General features: G+C 67.0%; 16 protein-coding genes. 15 read left to right on the top strand and 1 reads right to left on the bottom strand.

Annotated elements, in window-relative coordinates; translation table 11 throughout:
• Positions 1-928: 928 nt before the first annotated feature.
• The 15 genes from BCHO_RS02285 (at position 929) to leuA (ending at position 17,544) form a co-directional block, all read left to right on the top strand.
• Positions 929-1,882: a P-loop NTPase gene (locus BCHO_RS02285; RefSeq protein ID WP_232513874.1), complete on the top strand. Its 954-nt coding sequence runs from the start codon at positions 929-931 to the stop codon at positions 1,880-1,882.
• Positions 1,883-1,891: 9 nt separating this feature from the next.
• A complete protein-coding gene (locus BCHO_RS02290) occupies positions 1,892-2,968 on the top strand; it encodes a TadA family conjugal transfer-associated ATPase (protein WP_024541667.1) in 1,077 nt (358 codons plus the stop codon).
• A complete protein-coding gene (locus BCHO_RS08700; protein WP_051911594.1) occupies positions 2,904-3,692 on the top strand; it encodes a type II secretion system F family protein in 789 nt (262 codons plus the stop codon). The genes BCHO_RS02290 and BCHO_RS08700 overlap by 65 nt, the downstream gene beginning before the upstream one ends.
• A 12-nt stretch (positions 3,693-3,704) precedes the next feature.
• Positions 3,705-4,265 (top strand): type II secretion system F family protein, encoded by a 561-nt coding sequence (locus tag BCHO_RS02300; protein ID WP_024541665.1) that lies wholly within the window; start codon positions 3,705-3,707, stop codon positions 4,263-4,265.
• A gap of 292 nt (positions 4,266-4,557) precedes the next feature.
• Positions 4,558-4,794 (top strand): DUF4244 domain-containing protein, encoded by a 237-nt coding sequence (locus BCHO_RS02305; protein WP_232513905.1) that lies wholly within the window; start codon positions 4,558-4,560, stop codon positions 4,792-4,794.
• A gap of 10 nt (positions 4,795-4,804) precedes the next feature.
• Positions 4,805-5,152, top strand: coding sequence for a TadE/TadG family type IV pilus assembly protein (locus BCHO_RS02310; protein ID WP_024541663.1), 348 nt, complete (start codon positions 4,805-4,807; stop codon positions 5,150-5,152).
• Between the two features lie 97 nt (positions 5,153-5,249).
• Positions 5,250-5,696, top strand: coding sequence for an Rv3654c family TadE-like protein (locus BCHO_RS02315; RefSeq protein ID WP_157775065.1), 447 nt, complete (start codon positions 5,250-5,252; stop codon positions 5,694-5,696).
• Positions 5,697-5,864: 168 nt separating this feature from the next.
• Positions 5,865-8,483 (top strand): DNA polymerase III subunit gamma/tau, encoded by a 2,619-nt coding sequence (gene dnaX, locus BCHO_RS02320; protein ID WP_024541661.1) that lies wholly within the window; start codon positions 5,865-5,867, stop codon positions 8,481-8,483.
• A gap of 23 nt (positions 8,484-8,506) precedes the next feature.
• Positions 8,507-9,109: a recombination mediator RecR gene (gene recR / locus BCHO_RS02325; protein WP_024541660.1), complete on the top strand. Its 603-nt coding sequence runs from the start codon at positions 8,507-8,509 to the stop codon at positions 9,107-9,109.
• 204 nt (positions 9,110-9,313) lie between these two features.
• On the top strand, positions 9,314-10,075 hold the full coding sequence (locus tag BCHO_RS02330) for an aspartate kinase (protein WP_081708009.1): 762 nt from the start codon (positions 9,314-9,316) through the stop codon (positions 10,073-10,075).
• A 70-nt stretch (positions 10,076-10,145) separates the two neighbouring features.
• The gene (locus tag BCHO_RS02335) at positions 10,146-10,712 is read left to right on the top strand and encodes an ACT domain-containing protein (RefSeq protein ID WP_024541658.1); all 567 of its coding nucleotides are present in this window, start codon (positions 10,146-10,148) and stop codon (positions 10,710-10,712) included.
• A 59-nt stretch (positions 10,713-10,771) separates the two neighbouring features.
• Positions 10,772-11,842: an aspartate-semialdehyde dehydrogenase gene (locus BCHO_RS02340; RefSeq protein WP_024541657.1), complete on the top strand. Its 1,071-nt coding sequence runs from the start codon at positions 10,772-10,774 to the stop codon at positions 11,840-11,842.
• 340 nt (positions 11,843-12,182) lie between these two features.
• Positions 12,183-12,824: a DUF5701 family protein gene (locus tag BCHO_RS02345; protein WP_024541656.1), complete on the top strand. Its 642-nt coding sequence runs from the start codon at positions 12,183-12,185 to the stop codon at positions 12,822-12,824.
• Positions 12,825-13,313: 489 nt separating this feature from the next.
• The gene (locus BCHO_RS02350) at positions 13,314-15,422 is read left to right on the top strand and encodes a PASTA domain-containing protein (protein ID WP_051354954.1); all 2,109 of its coding nucleotides are present in this window, start codon (positions 13,314-13,316) and stop codon (positions 15,420-15,422) included.
• A gap of 208 nt (positions 15,423-15,630) precedes the next feature.
• Positions 15,631-17,544, top strand: coding sequence for a 2-isopropylmalate synthase (leuA, locus tag BCHO_RS02355; protein ID WP_024541654.1), 1,914 nt, complete (start codon positions 15,631-15,633; stop codon positions 17,542-17,544).
• 141 nt (positions 17,545-17,685) lie between these two features.
• Here the strand turns inward: leuA and BCHO_RS02360 are convergent, their stop codons facing one another.
• The gene (locus BCHO_RS02360) at positions 17,686-19,995 is read right to left on the bottom strand and encodes a transglycosylase domain-containing protein (RefSeq protein ID WP_024541653.1); all 2,310 of its coding nucleotides are present in this window, start codon (positions 19,993-19,995) and stop codon (positions 17,686-17,688) included.
• Positions 19,996-20,146 lie beyond the last annotated feature (151 nt).

Consider the following 20,146-nt stretch of genomic DNA (forward strand, 5'->3'; position numbering starts at 1 on the left):
TTGTCGCACAAACTTTACCTGGGACGCGGCTTGGAGGGGCGATGGGGAGGGCGGCGGCGTGAATGGCCGGGTCGTCGCCGGATGTGCGCGGTGCACGACGTGGGGCATCGGCGTCCGACGGCGACACGGTCACGACACGCCGAGAGCGGTGTTCGAATGAACATACGGTCGTCCGTAACGGACAATATGGCTCGTTTTCATGTTGCGTCCGGGGGTGCGGCGCACAAAATGGAAAAAATGCGAACATCGCCCGATCGGCGGCCGCGTCGACTTGCGAAGACCGATGAATCGAGCATAATGTTCAAGTACAAGAACAACTGAATAGCAGACCCACAAAAAGTATATGATCAGCAAGATTATTACGTTGGGCGGGTATTGGAAAGACTTACCGTTGCAACGATGAGGTTGTGCAGAGATTCTGCGCAGTTGGACTTGTAAGGGACCCACTTCGGTGGGTCCCTTTTTCATGTTCCGGCGGCGGTGCGCGGGCATATAGGCCAAAAAGTTATTGCTTTAGCTTCTAGTCGGTGCCGTTTGGGTGGCGGGCGGGGCTATGGAATTCGTTCCGGTCGATGCCGCCGCCCATGCCCGGGACGTCGTTTTCGATGGCCGCGGCCGTGCCGCACCTATGCCGCTGCTCGACACGCCGTGGCGACGCAGACGACGGGAAAAGTGAGCGTTTTGTGCTGCTGCGCAGCGTGTGCGCGGATGGCTCCGGCCCTACTGCCGGGCCGGTGTTCACAGTGAGAGAACCAGACCGTTCACGGTCGGAGAAATGTGGATAACGGTACCGTCCGTACACATACCCCCGTCGGGATTGTGCCGGGCGCGGCGCGCGTCGTTCAATCGAGCCATGAACACATTGGCGATGATGCCTGCGTATGCAGATGGACGAGGGACGGTGGGCCGGCCGGTGGCCGCGTTCGGCATGTCCCGCAGCACGAACGAGCCGCAGCGGTACTACACGCCGCCGCGGGGAGACGCCGGCGCGCGGCCGTACCGGCCGCGTCCGCAGGAGACGATGCGCCGCACCGACGCGCGCCGCGAGCCGGTCGAACTGTCCGGCGGCAACGTCATCACCGTGTCGTCGGCGAGCGGCGGCGTCGGCACGTCGACGATCGCCGCGCTGCTCGCGCGTGCGCTCGCCGACCACCATGCGCCGGCGGCGCTCGTCGACGCCGACGTGCGCATGTGCGGCGGTGGACTCGACGTCTTGCTCGGCATCGAACACGAACACGGCTCGCGGTGGCACGACGTGCATGCGCCGCTCGGACAGCTGAGCGGCACCGCGCTGTACCGGCAGCTGCCGAAATGGGACAAGGTGAGGGTGCTCGCCTACAACCCGTGGAACGGCGAGGCGCCGAAGCCGTGGGAGGTCGACGCCGCCGTCCACGCGCTCGCCGCATGCGACGAGGTCGTCGTCGTGGACGCCGGCCCCGGCGAGACGATCGCCGAATCGCCGACGCTTATCGAGGCGTCGCATGTCGTCGTCGTCGAGCTGTCGGTGCTTGGTCTGGCGCGCGGGCGCGCCCATCTCGACTGGCTGGAGCGGCAAAGCCAGGAGAGCGTCGACCGCCGCACGATGCCGCCGGGGCCGGGGCAGCCGTCACGGCCGGTCGCGGAGCATCCGGGCGACGTCGTCGCCGTCGTCGTCGTGGAACCGCACGGGCCGGCGCGGCTGCGCGGCGTCGTCGACGTCGCCGAGGCGCGCTCCTATCTCGACCGGGACGTCATCGGCACGATTCACAACGACGCCAAACTGTGCGGGGACATCCTCGAAGGGCTCGGCGTACGCGCGGTGCCGAAACGCAACGCGCTCGTCATCGACAGGCTCGTGCGGCAGGTGGAGCACGCCTGCGAACTCCGCGGGACGCTGCGGTAGGAGGTCGCCATGAACACCGCTTCGTGCACGACGCTCGAACTGGGGCCGCTCGCCGCGCTCGGCGGCGACGCGCGCGTCACCGACATCGTCGTCACCTGCGACGGCACCGTCTGGTTCGACGGCGGCCACGGCATGCAGCTCGCGCATACGACGATTCCGCTCGACGATCCGGCGGTGCTGCGCGAGCTGGCCGTGCGATTGTGCGCGCAGCTGGGCGTACGGCTCGACGAGACGCAGCCGATCGCTGATGCGTCCGCCGACGACGGCACGCGTGTGCACGCCGTCATCGCGCCGATCGTGCCGCACGGCGCATCGATCTCCATCCGTTTCCCCGACCGTGCGCGCGCCGATCTGGAATCGCTCGCCGCGGTCGGCATGTTCCCGGCCCAATGGACGCCGATGCTGCGCATGCTCGTGCGTGCCAGGGCGAACATCCTCATCTCGGGCGCGACCGGCACCGGCAAGACGACGTTGCTCAAGGCGCTGCTCGCAAGCTGCGCGCCGAACGAGCGGATCGTGACGGTGGAGGAGGTGCGCGAACTCGCCGCCGTGCCGCATCCGCACGTCGTCTCGCTCGTCGCGCGCGACGCGAACGTCGAAGGCGCCGGGCAGGTCGGATTGCCCGAACTCGTCAAGGCGACGTTGCGCATGCGGCCCGACCGGATCGTCGTAGGCGAAGTGCGCGGCGAGGAGGTCGTCGATCTGCTCCGGGCGCTCAATTCCGGGCATCGCGGGTCGCTGAGCACAATCCATGCCGACGGCGTGGACCGTGTGCCGTCGCGTCTCGTCTCGCTCGGCATGCTCGCCGGCGTGGCGCCGGACGCGCTCGAACGGCTCGCCGACGGCGCCTTCGACGTGCTCATCCATCTTGAACGGCTCGGCGGCCGCCGTCATATCGCGCAGATCGGCATGCTCGACTGCCGCGACGGCAGGCTGCACGGTCGCCGCGTCGTCGCGAAGGACGGTTCCGGCGCGACGGTGACCGGCCCGGCCTGGCCCGATTTCCTCAGGAGGTGGTGCGATGACGTGGCCGATACTGGCGGCGCTGGGCGTGTTCCTCGCCGTGTGGCTTCACGAGGATGCTGAGACGCGCCTCGGCGCCCTTGCGTCGCATGATCGTCGTCGCGGCGCGGCGGCCGATCGCGGCGCGCGCGGCAAGCCGTGGCCTGTCGGGCATATGCGCATGGTGCACGACGCCGGCCATCGCGTCGGTGTCGGTGCCGAACTCGCCGCGCTCGCCGCGCAGCTGCGTGCGGGACGGGACGTGCATACGGCCTTCGACCGTTGCTTCGGAGCGCCGGCGCGTGGTGCAGACGGTTCGACGAATCCGCCGCGCTCCGGGCAGGGTGTGACGGCCGCCGGCGCGGTGATCGACTGCAACGGCGACATCGACGTCGATCTGCTCGCCGAGGCATTGCATGCGCGCGCGCTGCCGGGGGAGACGGACACGGAGATCCGGCACGCCTCCTGTGGCCTGCGCGCCGCCTGCAGGCTCGGCCTGCGGCTGGGCTGTCCGACGGCGCGCTGCGTCGAGGCGGTGCGTGCGGCGCATGCACGCATCCATATGCGCGAGGAGCTGCGGCGCAACGCCTTCGCCGTGCCGCAATCGACGGTGAAGATGCTGCTCGGGCTGCCGGTCGTCACCGTCGCCCTCGGCGAGGTGCTCGGCGCCGACCCGATCGGCGTGCTCTTCGGCTCCTGGCAGGGGCTGTGCTGTCTGGGGCTCGGCGTCGTCTGCTACGCCTTCGGCGCCGTGTGGATGCATCGGCTCATGCAGGCTCATGCGACGGACGGGGTGGGCGATGACTGACGGGAGCAGGGAATGGATGACGCGATCGGATGGGTCTGGTGTGCGGCCGTCTGCGCCGGATGCGCGGTGGCCGCGGCGCTCGCCGAAGCGGACGTCGGCGGCCGTCTGCGCGCATTGCCCGGCCGTATGCGCGAGGATTGGGTGCCGAGTGCGCCGCTCGTGCTGCAGCTGTTGGACGCCGCTCTGGCGAGCGGCGTATCGATTCCGCGTGCGCTGCGCGCGGTCGGCGTGTGCTGCGCTGGCCCGTGCGCCGAAGCGTTCGCCGCCGTATGCGACGAGCTGGCGGCCGGCGCGTCCTGGGACGACGCATGGAACTGCGCCGCCGATGATCCGCGGCTCGCCGGCATCGCCGCGACGGTGTGCGCGACGTTGCGCGAACCGTGGAACGACGGCGTCGCCGCTGGTGCGCAGATCGGCGCGACGATGGAGCAGCTCGAGACGACGGAGCGCATGGAGATCGAGCGGGCCTCCTCGCGGCTCTCGGTGCGGCTGCTGCTGCCGATGGGGCTGTGCTTCCTGCCGGCGTTCCTGTGCATCGCCGTCATCCCGACGATCATCTCCTTTGCGCGATGAGCGACGATATGCGGCCGACGTGTTTCATGATGTTTCACATGAAACGCGGTGTTTCATCTGAAACGCGTGGCGGTGTGGCGGTCATCCGTCGGCACAATCCGGCGCATGGGGCATCCGGTCGGCGCATCGGTCGACGTGACATGGCGGCCGACGCCGCCTATGTCAATCGACAACGCAATCGATATGACAACGCAGAATGGCAAACACATACAAACACATATAAAAACATACAACAAAGGAGTTGGCAATGCAGAACATGATCTCTCTCGACGACGGCGTCGGCATCGACACGATGGACGCCGGCCGGCCGTTGCATGATCTGGGCAGGCGCATGACGCGCGCCGCCGTCATGCTCGATTCGAGGATGCGCACGTTGACGGCACAGCCGGAGGAGGGCGCCGCGACCGCCGAATACGCGGTCGTGCTCGTCGCCGCCACCGGCTTCGCCGCCGTGCTCGTCGCGCTGCTCAAGTCGGACGCGATCAAGACGCTGCTGACGAACATCGTCAAGAAGGCGCTGAGCGTCTGAGCGGTGCGGCATGCGACGGCTGTGGGGACGACTGCGCGCATGGACGCGCGACGACGACGGGGCGGCGACCGCGGAGTTCGCCGTCGTACTCCCCGTCGTCGTCGTCGCGGCCGCGCTGCTGCTGTATCTCGCACGCGCGAGCGTCATGCAGATCTCGTGCCAGGACGCGGCGGCCGACGTCGCGCGCGCCGCGCTCGTCAGCGGCGACGGCGTGGCCGCGCCTGCCGGCGTGCAGGTGACGGTCGCCGAGAGTGGCGGCCACATCACCGTCACGACGACCTGCCATGTGCTCGCCGATCCGCTCGGCGTGCTGCCGACGACGGTGCACGGCCGCGCCGTCGTCGTGAAACAGGAATGAATCGGTGATGAGCCTAAATGAATGAATCGGAGCGGCGATCCGGCGCGACTGGGCGGAAGGTCGCGCTCGGCGCGATGGTCGATGAAGGAGGATGTCGATGACGGGAACGATGAAGAGGGTGTGGCGCTGTGTCCGGATGCGCGTCGCCGGCATCGCCGCGCGATTGCGTCGGCGCGGCGTGCGTCCGCATGGCGCAGACGGCGAGGACGAGGGGTCGGCGACGGTCGTCGGCGTCGCGCTCGTCGTCGCCGCGGCCGTGCTCGTCGGCGCATTGGCCGCCACCGGCAACATCGTGCTGCGGCAGTCGCAGGCGCGCACGGCGGCGGACGTGGCCGCGCTCGGCGCCGCGTCGGCGCTGTGGCGGGGCGACGGCACGCCGTGCGCGGTGGCGGCATGGCTGAGCGATGCGAACGCCGGAAATCTGGAACGCTGCGACGTCGACGGCGACGACATCAGCGTCAGCGTGCATGTACCGACCGACGTGCCCTTCGTCGACTATGTGACGGCGAGCGCGAGGGCGGGGCCACGCCCGTGCGGTGGCTGACGTCCCTATGATGAACGGACGGCGGTCGTGCCCGGCGCAGCCGCAACACGCGGCGCACGGGCGCGGGCATGCGTCGCGCGCCGGATGCGGCCGCCGTCTCGGGTGAGCAGGCTGTACCTTAGAAGCAGTGAACAGCGAGGCAATCGCGATGGAGAAACGGGAAGCAACATGGCATTAGCGCTTTATCGCCGGTATCGGCCGGACACGTTCGAAGGCGTCATCGGGCAGGACCAGGTGACGGTGCCGATCATGCGCGCGCTCGACGAGCACAAGCTCACGCACGCGTACCTGTTCTCGGGGCCGCGCGGATGCGGCAAGACGAGCTCGGCGCGCATCCTCGCCCGCTGCGTGAACTGCGTCAAGGGACCGACCTCGCATCCCTGCGGCGAATGCGACAGCTGTCGCGACCTCGCGACCGGCGGCCCCGGATCGATCGACGTCGTGGAGATCGACGCCGCGAGCCACAACGGCGTCGACGATGCGCGCGAACTGCGCGAACGCGCCGGTTTCGCACCCGCGCGCGATCGCTACAAGATCTTCATCCTCGACGAGGCGCACATGGTGACGCCGCAGGGCTTCAACGCGCTGCTCAAGATCGTCGAGGAGCCGCCGGAGCATGTCATGTTCATCTTCGCGACGACCGAACCGGAGAAGGTCATCGGCACGATCCGCTCGCGCACCCACCACTATCCGTTCCGCCTGGTGCCGCCGGAGACGATGGGGCCGTACCTCGAGCAGATCTGTGAGCAGGAGCACATCGAGACCGAACCCGGCGTGCTGCGGCTCGCGATGCGCGCCGGCGGCGGCTCGGTGCGCGATACATTGTCCGTGCTCGACCAGCTGATGGTCGGCGCCGTCGACGGCGACATCACCTATGATTCCGCCGTCGCATTGCTCGGCTTCACGCCCGACGTGCTTATCGGCGCCGCGATCGACGCCGTCATCGACCACGACGGCGCGAAGCTGTACGACGTCATCCAGAAGGTCATCGTCGGCGGCTACGACGCGCGCCGCTTCGTCGAGGACCTGCTCGCGCGCATCCGCGACCTGCTCGTGCTCACGCTCGGCGGCGACCATGCCGAACGCGTGCTTAGCGACGACGCGGCCGTCGAGGACCTCGACGACCTGCATCGGCAGGCGAAGGCGCTCGGCCTGGCGACGTTGACGGCGATGGCCGAGGAAACCGACGAGGCGCTGACGCATATGGCGGGGGCGACGTCGCCGCGCATGCGCCTCGAACTGCTCGCCGCGCGTCTGCTCGCCGGCCGGGAGACCGGATACGCGGCGCTCGGCGACCGTGAACCCGGTGCCTCCGCGCAGCCAGATCCGACGAAGCCGGCGGCCGTCGGCGGATTCATCGGCTCCGACGCGAACGCCGCCGCGGGTCACGGGCAGCCGTCCGCATCCCATATGCAGCCGGCGTCGCAGATGAACGCGACCGTCGCGCCGCAGAATGCGCCGACGGGCGCCCAGCCGTCCGTGCAGGCGGTGCAGGCGGCGCAACCCGCGCAGCCTGCCGTGCAGGGCGCGCCGCAGTCGCGCGAGCAGGCGCATCAATCGAAAGAACAGCATGCGATGGACGCCGCGGCGGCGGCGATGCACGCGGCCTCCCAGGCGCAGCGGCTCGCCGAAGCCGGCGCGCAGCCGCAGCCGGCGCCGCTGAACGGCACTCCGGACGAACTGTGGGACGCTCTGGTGGCGTCGCTGCCGGACGATGTGCGCGCCTACGTGGACCGCACGAAGGTGCCGCGCATCAAGTTCGCCCCCGACCGGCGCACCGGCGGCCGCAAGCTGATGATCAAGTTCGGCACGCCGATGGACAAATACGCGTTCGCGCTCGCAGTGAGCAAGGAAAGCGTCGACGGCAGCACCGAGGTCACCGACATCCTGCGCGCCGAGGTGCACCGCGTCTTCGGCCCCGACGTGCGGCTCGCGCCGACGCCGACGATGGAGGACGGGCAGACGGCGCCGCCGTTCAAGCATCTGCCGCCCGACCAGCAGCAGCGCATCAAGGCGCAGCTGGCGAAGGAGAACCTGCAGGCGACGCTCAGGACGCAGCTCGGCCGCGCCTCGGGCGAGCAGCCCGCGGCGGCTCCGTCCTCCGGCGACGACGCGCAGGCCGCCGACGACGCCGTCCACCGAGGCGGCTCCGCGCAGCCTCACGCCGCCGACTACGATCCGTGGGCGAATCCCAAGCCGGCGACCGAGCCGTTCTCGGCGCCTTCGGACATGTCGGCCGCATCGCGGACGTCGCAGTCGCAGACCGCGCCATCGACTCAGACGCCGGCGAACCGAGCCGCCGCCGCGCAGCCGATGATGCCGAACGCGTCGCAGACGCCGCCGGCGCAGGGCGCCGTCGCGCATCCGCCGCTGACGATGCCGTCGCCGAACGGAGCGGCCGCGTCGATGACCGAAGCCGGCATCGACCCGTGGGCCTACCGCGACGACGAACCGGCGCACATCGACTTCAACCGCGTCTCGTCGATCGAGCAGCAGGCCGCCCAGGACCGTCGCAATCAGCCGGCCGCGCCGGCCGACCCGTGGAGCCATCTCAACGATGCGCCGCAGGCGGCCGCCGAAACGGCGCCAGGCATGCAGCCCATGCAGCAGCAGCCCGCGCAGCCGCAGGTCGATCCGGAGGAGGACGAATACTCGATCAACGACGAATCGTTGGCCTCGTCGCAGACGATGAGCATCGATGAGGTCAAGGAATTATTCGATGTGAAGTCTGTTGAAGAATTCGCGGCGGACGATCCGAAGAACCCGCGCAACCAGCAGGCGCACTGAACGGACCGCCGGGGAAGGACAGCATGGCATTGGCATACGACGGCGCTATCCAGCGCCTCATCGACGCGTTCGCGAGCCTGCCCGGCATCGGGCCGAAGGGCGCGCAGCGCATCGCGTTCTACGTGCTCGGCGCACCGGACGAGGAGGCGCAGCGGCTCGTCGAATCGATCACCGAGGTCAAGCAGAAGGTGCGCTTCTGCGACGTGTGCGGCAACGTCTGCGAGACGAGCCCGTGCGCGATCTGCGCCGATCCGAGGCGCGACCGCAGCACGATCTGCGTCGTCGAGGAGCCGAAGGACGTCATGAGCATCGAGCGCACGCGCGAATACCGCGGCCTCTACCATGTGCTCGGCGGTGCGATCAACCCGATGGCCAACGTCGGCCCGAACGACCTCAACATCGCGCAGCTGCTCAACAGGCTGCAGACCGACGAGGTCAAGGAGATCATCGTCGCACTCAACCCGAACATCGAGGGCGAGGCGACGACGACGTACCTGAGCCGCCTGCTCACGCCGCTCGATGTGAAGGTGACGCGGCTGGCGAGCGGACTGCCCGTTGGCGGCGACCTCGAATACGCCGACGAGATCACATTGTCGCGCGCGCTCGAAGGGCGACGCGAGGTCTGAGCGCATCCCTCGGATGACCTCGGCCGACGCCGACGCGCCTGCGTCGCGCCGCAGGCGCCAACCCGGGCGTTTCGTATTCTGGGAAGGCGCCTCGGCGCGGCGCGGGCGCGCCCATATAATAATCGAGCTTCCTGCGTACACTGAGCACAGTCGCGGGTCCCATTAGCGTACACACAGACAAACGACAGAGAAGATTGGATAGTTGTGGCTCTTATCGTGCAGAAATACGGTGGTTCGTCCGTCGCCGACGCCGACTCGATCAAACGTGTGGCGCGACGCATCATCGAAACGAAGAAGGCCGGCAACGATGTGGCCGTTGTCGTCTCCGCCATGGGCGACACGACCGATGATCTCATCGACCAGGCGCTGAGCATCGACTCCGATCCGCCGGCCCGCGAAATGGACATGCTGATGACCGCCGGCGAGCGCATCTCGATGAGCCTGCTCGCGATGGCGATCCATGCGGCCGGCTCCCACGCCTATTCGTTCACCGGCTCGCAGGCCGGATTCATGACCGACGCCCAGTTCGGCGCCGCGCACATCCGCGCCGTCAAGCCGGACCGCGTGCGCCGCGCGCTCGACCTCGGCAGCGTCGCGATCGTCGCCGGCTTCCAGGGACGCAACGAACGCGGCGACGCGACGACGCTCGGCCGCGGCGGCTCCGACACGTCGGCCGTGGCGCTCGCCGTGGCGCTCGACGCCGACATCTGCGAGATCTACACCGACGTCGACGGCATCTTCACCGCCGACCCGCGCATCGTGCCGACCGCGCGCCGCATCCCGTCGATCGGCTACGACGAGATCCTCGAGATGTCCTCATGCGGCTCGAAGGTGCTCGCACTGCGCTGCGTCGAATACGCGCAGCGTTTCAAGATGCCGCTGCATGTGCGCAGCTCGTTCTCCCACCGCCCGGGCACGCTCGTCGTCCCCGGCGGCGTCGACCCGAACACGCTGCCGAACATCTGAGTCGGCGCGACGCAATCTGACCAATCCAACCACTTCCAACCACGCATAACCCACGGAGAGCAAAAGAACCATGAATGAGCACGAAGACAAGTCGATGGGCGATCTGTTTCCCGACCTTGGCCAGGAGACGCCGATCATCTCCGGCGTCGCACACGACAGCAGCGAATCGCTGGCGACCGTCCGCGGCGTCGCCGACGAACCAGGCATGGCGGCCCGCGTGTTCGAACGCCTCGCCGAAATCGGCGTGAACGTCGACATGATCGTGCAGGCCGGCGCATCGACCGGCACCGCCGACATCTCATTCACCGTGCCGGGCAAGGATGCGCAGCGCGTGCGTGAGGTGCTCATTCAGGAGCAGGACAACCTCGGCTATAACTCCTTCGACCTCAACCCGAACGTGGGCAAGGTCGCCGTCGTCGGCGTCGGCATGAAGACGCATTCCGGCCTCGCCGCGCGCTTCTTCAAGGCGCTCAGCGAGAAGGGCATCAACGTGCTGATGATCTCGACCTCCGAGATCCGCATCGCCGCGCTCGTTCCGCTCGACCAGCTCAACGAGGCCGTCAAGGCGCTGCACACGGCGTACGGACTGGACGCGCAGAAGGTGGAGGCCGTCGTCTACGGCGGCACCGGCCGCTGACGGCGTCGACGGTTGTAAGAGGCAAACCCAACGGCAGAACTGAACTAAGGAGCCGGCAAATGGTACAAATCAACGAACGTGGCGTCAGCGTGGCCGTTCTCGGCGCGACCGGACAGGTCGGCATGGTCATGCGCCGTGTGCTCGACGAACGCGACTTCCCGGTCAAGGACCTGCGTTTCCTCGCGTCCGCGCATTCGGCGGGACAGGTGCTCAACTGGCGTGGCCACGACATCGTCGTCGAGGATGTGGCGACCGCCGATCTGAGCGGCATCGACATCGCGATCTTCTCCGCGGGCGGCGGCACGTCGAAGGTGTGGGCGCCGAAGTTCGCCGAGGCCGGTGCGTACGTCATCGACAACTCGTCGCAGTGGCGCATGCATGACGACGTGCCGCTCGTCGTCGCCGAAGTCAACCCGGACGATCTCGACGAGATCCCGTCCGGCATCGTCGCGAACCCGAACTGCACGACGATGGCGATCATGCCGGTGCTCAAGCCGCTGTCCGACGCCTTCGGCCTCAAGCGCCTCATCGTGAGCTCCTATCAGGCCGTCTCCGGTGCGGGCCGCGCCGGCGTCGAGCAGCTGATGAACGAGGCGAAGGCCGCCGTCGAGCAGGGTGCGGACAAGCTCGTCTTCGGCGGCGATGCCATCGACTTCCCGGAACCGACGAAGGTCGTGCGCACGATCGCGTTCAACGAGGTCCCGTTCATCGGCGACATCGTCGACGACGGCTCCGAGGAGACCGACGAGGAGCAGAAGCTGCGCAACGAAAGCCGTAAGATCCTACATCTGCCCGACCTCAAGGCGTCGTGCACCTGCGTGCGCGTCGGCGTCTTCACGTCGCACGGCATGAGCGTCAACGCCGAATTCGAACAGGACGTCACGCCGGATCAGGCGCGTGAGGTGCTCGAGAAGGCGGACGCCGTCGAACTCGTCGACATCCCGACCGCGCAGCTCGCCGCCGGCAAGACGCCGAGCTTCGTCGGCCGCATCCGTCAGGACCAGGCCGTCGACGGCAACAAGGGCCTCGCGTTCTTCGTGACGAACGACAATCTGCGCAAGGGCGCGGCGCTCAACGCCGTCGAACTCGCCGAGATCGTCGCGAACAAGCATTTCGCCGACCAGCTCTGACAAGCGGCTGGGGAGAGGGGCGCACGTCAGATGACGTGGGCCCCTCTCGTCGTATCTGGGGGCGGTTGCGACCGTCGCCGGTGCCGTCTGCTGCGGGGATGTTCGCGGAGAGGGCCGTCTGCGATCGTTTCGGGTGCGTTCTGCGTCGGTGATGGTCGCTAAGGAAGGCGTTTGCGATCGTTTCGGGTGCACTTTGCGTCGGAGACGTTCGCGGAGCGGTCCGGTTGCGACCGTTCCGGGTGCATGGCGCGACCGTGCAGTTCACGGCGGTGGCCGTGGACGCGGCCGGCGCCGCCGCCTCGTGCCGTGCGCGAACAGGCGGCGGGCTATGCTGGGAAGCATGTCAAAGGCATCGATCACCGCGCAGCAACAGTTGGACCGCATCGTGGCGCTGGGATATCCGGACGTCGCCGATATGAGCGACGAATCGTTCCGCGCGCTCGCGCAGCCGCTCATCGCCGCACTCGAGGACAGCGACCTAGGCGAGGACATCCTGCTCGTGCCGACGCGCGAGCTCGTCTCGCCGGAATCGCTGATCGCGCGTACGAGCATCAACCGCATGGCCGGATTCACGACGATGCCGCCGCGCGACATCGCGAGCTTCCTGCCGACCGATGGCTTCGAGCCTCCCGAGGGGCCGTTCTATCTCGTCGTCGAGCCGCACACCGGCACCTGCTACGTCAACCGCGAACCCGATGTGGCGCGCAAGCTCATCGAATCGGACGAACGCATCCCGCTCACGCTCGAGGAGGGGCTCGCGATCGCGACGCAGCATCCGGAATGGCTGCTCGAGAAGAACGGCTTCAACCTGCTTGGCTCGCGCAGCGCCGACGGCCGTGTCCCGAGCATCTGGATGAGCCAGAGCGCGCCGCGCCTCGGCGCCGTCTGGCCGAACTCGCGGCACACGTGGCTCGGCAACGCCTACTGCATGGCGCGCCGCGGCGTCAATCTCATCGAGAACCATGCCGTCGCCGAACGCTAGATCGCATCGTTCGTTGCGGCACTGCTGAAGCGCATAGGGGAAAATATTGCCGTTATCGTCGGCAATGAGGAGTGATTTACGGCCTGTCACATACAATGTGAGCTGACAAATAGAGAAAAGATATAGGGGACAATGATGATTTGTCAGCATTGTGGATCGAACAATGATCCGAAATCGAAATTCTGCACGCGCTGCGGGAAGCCGCTGCAGCCGTCGCCGTCCACTCCGTCGGCCGCCGAAGCGCCGTCCGCGCCGGTTCCGCCGGCTCCGTCGCCCTCCGCAGGGACGCCGCCCGCGCCAATGCCGGGCGCGGCGGTGCCTCCGCCGGCGCCATCGGCTTCCTTCGGTACGCAGTCTTCGTCGGTGCCGCCGGCACCGACGGCTTCGGCCGCCGCCGCGCAGACGTCGGCTACCGATCGGACGCGTCGGTGGCTTGTATGGGCCATCGTCGCCGTCGCCATCGTCGTCGTCGCGGTCATCGCGGGATTGTTGACGTACAACGCGGAACTGTGGGGAGGCAAGACGCTGCCGCAGGCGCAGGCCGCGACCTTGACGTCGAAGGACGCCGTCAGCGCGGACACGGTGGCCGCGCAGCTGCGGAGCAAAGGTCTGCACGTCAAGAAGACGAAGGAGTTCTCGGGAGCGAAGAAGGGTGCATTCCTCGGCTACCGCGGCGCGGACGCGGGCGCTCGCGTCAAGGCGGGCAGCACGGTGGAGGTGCGTGAGTCCGCCGGCGCCGGCGTGCCGGACAGGACGGTCGGCAAGAAGGCGAAGGCCGTGACGAAGACCTTCGCGGACATGGGCGTGCCGGTGCACTACAAGAAGGTGCTCGTGTCCGATTCGAGCAAGACGGCCGAAGGCACCGTCGTGAGCACGTCGCCGGAACCGGGACAGGCCGTCAGCGAGCAGCAGCCCGAGATCTACATCGGCGTGGCCGACAAGCAGGGTTCGGGCATCCCGATGGACATCATGGGACGCGACGTGGATGACGTCGCATCCGAACTCGAGTCGAAGGGCTATGACGTCAGTGTGCGCAAGCGTCTGGCGTCCAAACAGTACATCGGCAAGGTGAGCGGATCGCAGCCGGCGCCGGGCAGCGTACTCGAATCGGGACAGAGCGTCACGTTGTTCCAGGGTGTCGACGCGCAGGGCGCCAAGGACACCTTCATCCAATCGGCGGATGACACGGGGGACACGGCTTCGATGGCCGCTGCCGGCGCGAGCACCGACGATGTGGCCTCGGGCCGCTGGTGCACCAAGGGCGGTGATTGCATCACGCTCGGCGACATGGATGGCGAGGAGGACGATCTGCAGGACTTCGGTGTTGTGGACGGCGCGAAGTCCGACGACTATGCGATGGCTGATTCGCCGCTCGTGGTCTGCGATGCGGTCCAGCAGGCGTTCTGCAGCCAAGGCTCAAAAGACTATCTGATCCAGGGCGACACCGGTGCGTTCGAACTCATGCCGCATAAGGCGTTCACCGGCTTCTGGTGCGGCGACACGTTCCTGAGCAGGACCAGCCCGGGAGCCACCCAGTACTGCAAGGCCGGCAAGGTCGCGACCACCGACAACCCATCCGATGTCGGCAAGGACACCGGCGGCAAGTACCGGATGAGCAATTTCTTCGTCGTCGCGCCCGTCGGCGCCGATCTGGACAAGCTCGAGGCCAGCGGCTACTTCGACAAGTCCGCGCTCGACGCGGTGGGCAAACAGCAGAAAGTGGACACGGACCGTCCGTTCCTGCTCTACCGTGACGTGAAGCAGTACGCCGACGACGAGCGCGAGGCCGACTACAGCAGCAAGAGTCTCAATCCGTTCCTGCCATACAACTCCCTGTGGGGAAAGGCGAATGGCGTCAAGGACGCCTCCGTGGCGATGCGTCCGGCGCCGAGCGACGCCACTGCGTATTATCTGTGCGAGACCTCCGATCTGGATTGGGACGCGCTCGAGGACGCCGATGTGGACGGCGCCGCGCAGCAGTCCGACAAGCAGTCCGACAAGGACAAGAAACAGTCGGACGAGCAATCGGATGATGAGCAGGACAAGCAGGACAAGCAGTCGACGATGCCGACGCCCAAGGAGCTGACGCCCCAGCAGATCCGCGCCAGCGTCGACGGCGGCGACATGAGCCCGATCGCCGGCAGGTACTGCCTGAAGGACGGCAGCACATGCCTGACGCTGGACGCGAAGGGCAACGTGACCGAATCCGGCAAGAACGCGATGCCGCTGAGCTCGGACGATCCGAACAGCGCCACCGTGAGCCCGGTCGCCGAAGGCGCGAGGCCCTCGTGGGATATCCCCGCATCCGTGGGCATCGAGTTCCGCGGCCCCGACAGCGACTACCGCTGCGGCTCCGAACGTGGCTATGCCGCCTGCTATGAATCCGGCACCTTCTACTCCGAAGCCGAGATCACGAAGCCGGTGAATTTCGTGTACATCTTCAAGGGGGCGGACAGCGAGCAGGTCAAGTCGATCGCGCAGTCCATGCCCGAGCCGGACTACGTGGCCCCCGATTCCACGAAGCCGTTCATCAAGCTTCTCGGCTACCACATGAACGTCTCGCCGAGCGACGGCAACGTCTTCTATCTGACCGAGTAGTCCGACCATCCGGTCGGGTGGTCGGCCGGATGGTCCGACGAAAGCGCGCCATTGTAGCCTCCGTTTGTAAAGCACCTGTACGGGTTGCCCAGCATGCGGACTGCATGGCGCGCTCTTTTTATTAGCGTGTATAAGTTGATGGATACGCGCGATGCGCGTATGCAATGAAACCCCAAAGATTATGCACTCATACGCAGAAGGAGGAGAGATGGGTCAGGATCATTCGTCCGTGTTTGATCTCGCCGCAGTGGCCGCGGCATCCAACGGAGGGAACAACGACCCGCTGCTGCCTCCGGCACGTTTTATCGGCGCTCCGCAGAAGCCCAGTGCGATGCCGTACACGAAGTACGTCGCGTACGACAAGCAGGTGCCGTTTGACTACCCGGAGCGCACGTGGCCGGGCAAGCGACTTACCCGTGCACCCCGCTGGTGCTCGGTCGACCTGCGCGACGGCAACCAGGCGCTCGTCAACCCGATGGACTCCGACCGCAAGCTGCGGTTCTGGAACATGCTCGTCGAGATGGGCTACAAGGAGATCGAGGTCGGCTTCCCGAGCGCGTCCGAGACCGACTACGACTTCATCCGCATGCTCATCGAACGTGAGCTCATCCCCGACGACGTGACGATCGTCGTGCTCACGCAGGCGCGCGAGCACCTGATCCGCAAGACCTACGAATGCCTCAAGGGCGTCAGGCGTGCGATCGTGCACTTCTACAACTCCGTTTCGGTGCTGCAGCGCGAAGTCGTCTTCCGCAAGGACAAGGACGCGATCAAGAAGCTCGCGACCGACGCGGCCGCGCTGTGCAAGGAGCTCGAGGCGGACGCCGAGGGCGTCGACCTCTACTACGAGTACTCGCCGGAGTCCTTCACCGGCACCGAGCCCGAGTACGCCGTCGAGGTGTGCAACGCCGTCATCGACGTCATCAAGCCGACCCCCGACCATCCGATGATCATCAACCTGCCGGCGACCGTCGAGATGACGACGCCGAACGTCTTCGCCGACGAGGTAGAGTACGTCTCCAACCATCTGCAGGACCGCGACGCGATCGTGCTGTCGCTGCATCCGCACAACGACGAGGGCATGGGCGTCGCCGCGGCAGAGCTTGGCATGCTCGCCGGCGCCGACCGCATCGAGGGCTGCCTGCTCGGCAACGGCGAGCGCACCGGCAACGTCGACCTCGTCACGCTCGGACTCAACCTGCTCACGCAGGGCATCGACCCGCAGATCGACCTGTCCGACATCCCGCAGATCCGCCGCACCGTCGAATACTGCAACCAGATCAAGATCTCCGAGCGTCACCCCTACGCCGGCAGCTTCGTGTTCACGGCGTTCTCCGGTTCGCATCAGGACGCGATCAAGAAGGGTCTCGAGGCCCGCGAGGTGGCCGCCGACATGGCGGGCGCCGAGTTGGACAACTTCGTGTGGCTCGTGCCGTATCTGCCGATCGACCCGAAGGACATCGGCCGTTCCTACGAGGCGATCATCCGCGTCAACTCGCAGTCCGGCAAGGGCGGCATGGCGTACCTGCTCAAGGCGAACCACAACCTCGACCTGCCGAAGAAGCTGCAGGTCGAGTTCGAGCGCATCGTGCAGCAGCATGCGGACGCGACGAAGAAGGAAGTCAAGGACGAGGACATCTGGCATCTGTTCAAGGACGAGTACCTGCCCGTCGAGGAGGCCGGCACGACCGAGGCCGGCGCCGTCGTCGGCGACCAGCAGGACATGTCGCTCGAGCAGTGGGGCCGTCTCAAGCTGCTCAAGGTGAGCCTGTCCTCCGGCGAGGACGGTTCGGACACGACGCTCAACGCGACCGTGCTCGACCGCGGACTCAACGTCGGTACCGACCCGGAGGAGGTCCGCGAGATCTCCGGCGCCGGCAACGGCCCGATCGACGCGTTCCTCGACGCCGTCAAGGTGCTCGGCGTCGATGCAAGCGTGCTCGACTACGCCGAGCACACGCTGTCGGTCGGCACCGACGCGCGCGCCGCCTCCTACGTGGAGTGCGAGATCGCGCTCGAGGACGGCGAGACGAGCATCGTCTGGGGCGTCGGCATCGATTCGTCGATTGTGACGAGCTCGCTCAAGGCGATCATCTCCGCCGTCAACCGCTCCGCGCGCTGAACGGCGTCGCGGGCGTCGTGATCGTCCGCGATGTACGATGCCAATTACAAGGCGCGGCGCACACCGGATTCGTTCCGGTGGGCGCCGCGCCTTCGTGTTGGTGACGTGCGGGGAACGTATCCCCGCACAACCGCCGTGCCGCTACTGTCCTGCCGGCTGCTGCGGCTCACCCGTCGGCTGCGTGGCCGGTTCGGTCGGCTCGGCCGGCGTGTTCGGCTGCGTCGGCTGTGTCGGCTGCGGCTGCGGCTGCGTCGTCTGCTCCGGCTGCTGCGGCTTGCTCGTCGGCTTGTCGTTCGGCGTCGCCGACGACGATGCGTTCGGCGACGGCGATTCGCTTGCCGATGCCGATTCGCTCGGCGACGCGCTCGGCGTGAGCGTGTTCTGTCCCTGGTTCGTCGCCGGCGCGCGCGATCCGCCCAGACCCCAGTCGCCGTTCGGGCCGCCGATCACGCCGTCGTCGACGGCGGCCGGGAACTGCTCGACCGGCATGTCGGCGACGGCCGTCGACATGAACTCGGCGAACAGATGCGCCGGATAGCCGGTCGACGAGACGCCGTAGCCGGCGAAGGACGGCACGACGAGGTTCTCGCCGTTCTCGCCCGGATTCCAGATCGCCCAGACGTTCATCAGCTGCGGCGTGTAGCCGACGAAGCTCGCCGCCGTCTCGTCGTTCGCGGTGCCGGATTTGCCGGCGACCGGGCGGCCGAGCTGCGAGGAGACGCCGGCGGCGGTGCCGTAGGTCGTCGTGCCGAGCATCGCGTGCTGCGTGAGCGCGCAGTCGTTCTCGTCGAAGACCTTCTTCGGCGCCGGATTCGCCTTGTACATGTCCTTGTCGGCCTTCGTGACGCGGTCGACGATGTGCAGCGTGTTCTTCGTGCCGTTGTTCGCGATCGTCGAGTGGCCCTGTGCAAGGTCCCAGACGGTCAGCGAGTTGATGCCGAGGATGTTGTAGAGCGTGTCCTCCTGGATGTCGCCGGTGATGCCGGCGTCATGCGCGATCTGCGCGTAGCGTTTCGGCGTCAGATGTTCGTTGACGTTCATGAACACGGTGTTCACCGAGTTCGCCGTCGCCTGGTTGAGGTTGATCGTGCCCCAGCTGATGCCGAGCGCGTTCGGCACCTCCGCGAAGGTGCCCGGCGTCGTCTCGAAGCGTTCCGGCGAGTTGCCGTTGAACAGCGTCGAGAAGCTCACGTCGTCCTGCGCTGCGCCGATGAGTCCGAAGGGCTTCATCGTCGATCCCGGTTGGAACGTCGACTGCGTCGCGTTGTTGAGCTGCTGCTTGAGATAGTCCTGCCCCGCGTACATCGCACGCACCGATCCGCTGCTCTGGTCGACGGCGAGGCCGCCCACCTGCAATGTCTCCGGCATGCCTTCGGGCCGTTCGTCGCCGACCTGCTGGATGCGGTCCTGCATCGCCTTGTCGAGCGTCGTGACGACCTTGTAGCCGCCGGTCTCCAATTCGTCCTTCGTGAACGCCTTGTTGCTCGTCAGCTCCGTCTCGACCGTCGACAGGATGTAGCCGGTCGATCCCGCGTAGTCGTTGCTCGGGATGTACTCCTTGACTTCGGGGAACTTCGCGTCGGCGGCCTGCTGGGCGGTCAGGTAGCCGTCCTCCTGCATGATGCCGACGACGCGCTCGAAGCGCTTCTCCGCCTGCTTCGGGTTGACGGCCGGATCCCAGGTGCTCGGTGCCGGGATGATGCCGGCGATCATCGCGGCTTCGGAGGGCGTGAGGTCCTTCGCGTCCTTGCCGAAGTACGCCTGGGCGGCGGCCTGGATGCCGTAGGCGCCGCGGCCCAGATAGATCGTGTTCATGTAGTTGCACAGCACCTCGGACTTGTCCTGCGAGTTCGCGATCTTCATCGCGAGGATCGCCTCGCGGATCTTGCCGGCGTAGGACGTCGTCTCGCCCAGATAATAGCGCTCCGCATACTGCTGCGTGATCGTCGAGCCGCCCTGGCGTGTGCCCTTCGTCAGGTTGTTGTACAGCGCGCGCGCCATGCCGGTGATGTCGATGCCCTTGTTCGTCCAGAACGAACGGTCCTCGGAGGCGACGATCGCGTTGCCGACGTAGTCGGGCAGCGTCGAGCAGTTGACGATCTCGCGGTTCTGCTCGGAGAACGAGCCGATCGGCGTCGTGCCGTCGTTGTAGTAGACGGTCGTCTTCTCGGCGAGCGCGACCTTCTCCGGCTGCGGGATGTCGGTCGTCGCGTACAGGTAGGCGAACAGGCCGATGCCGAGGACGAGGATGCCGCCGATGACGCCGAGCAGGATCTTCCACCACAGTCCCTTGTGTTTCTTCTGCGGGTCCTTCTTGTTCTTCGGCGCGCGATGGTTCCTGCGTGCGCCGGCGCTGCCCGCCGATGTCTTTCTTGCGTCCGCGGCGCCGTGCGACGCCCTGTGCGCGCCGCCCGACGCGCCCGAACGTACGGTACGTGTCTGTGAAGCCATGACGTCCACGGTAATCGGCGTACCTGAAAAACCGCCGACGCTTCGCCGAGGGGCGCATCGGCCGCCGTGACTACGCCGGCGTAGGTTTTCCTGCATACACGGTAACGTTAGTGTCTTGAAGTTCCTTTGGCAGGCCGCCGCGGGCAATGCG

This window comes from Bifidobacterium choerinum, from assembly GCF_000741135.1.
Classification (GTDB): Bacteria; Actinomycetota; Actinomycetes; order Actinomycetales; family Bifidobacteriaceae; genus Bifidobacterium; species Bifidobacterium choerinum.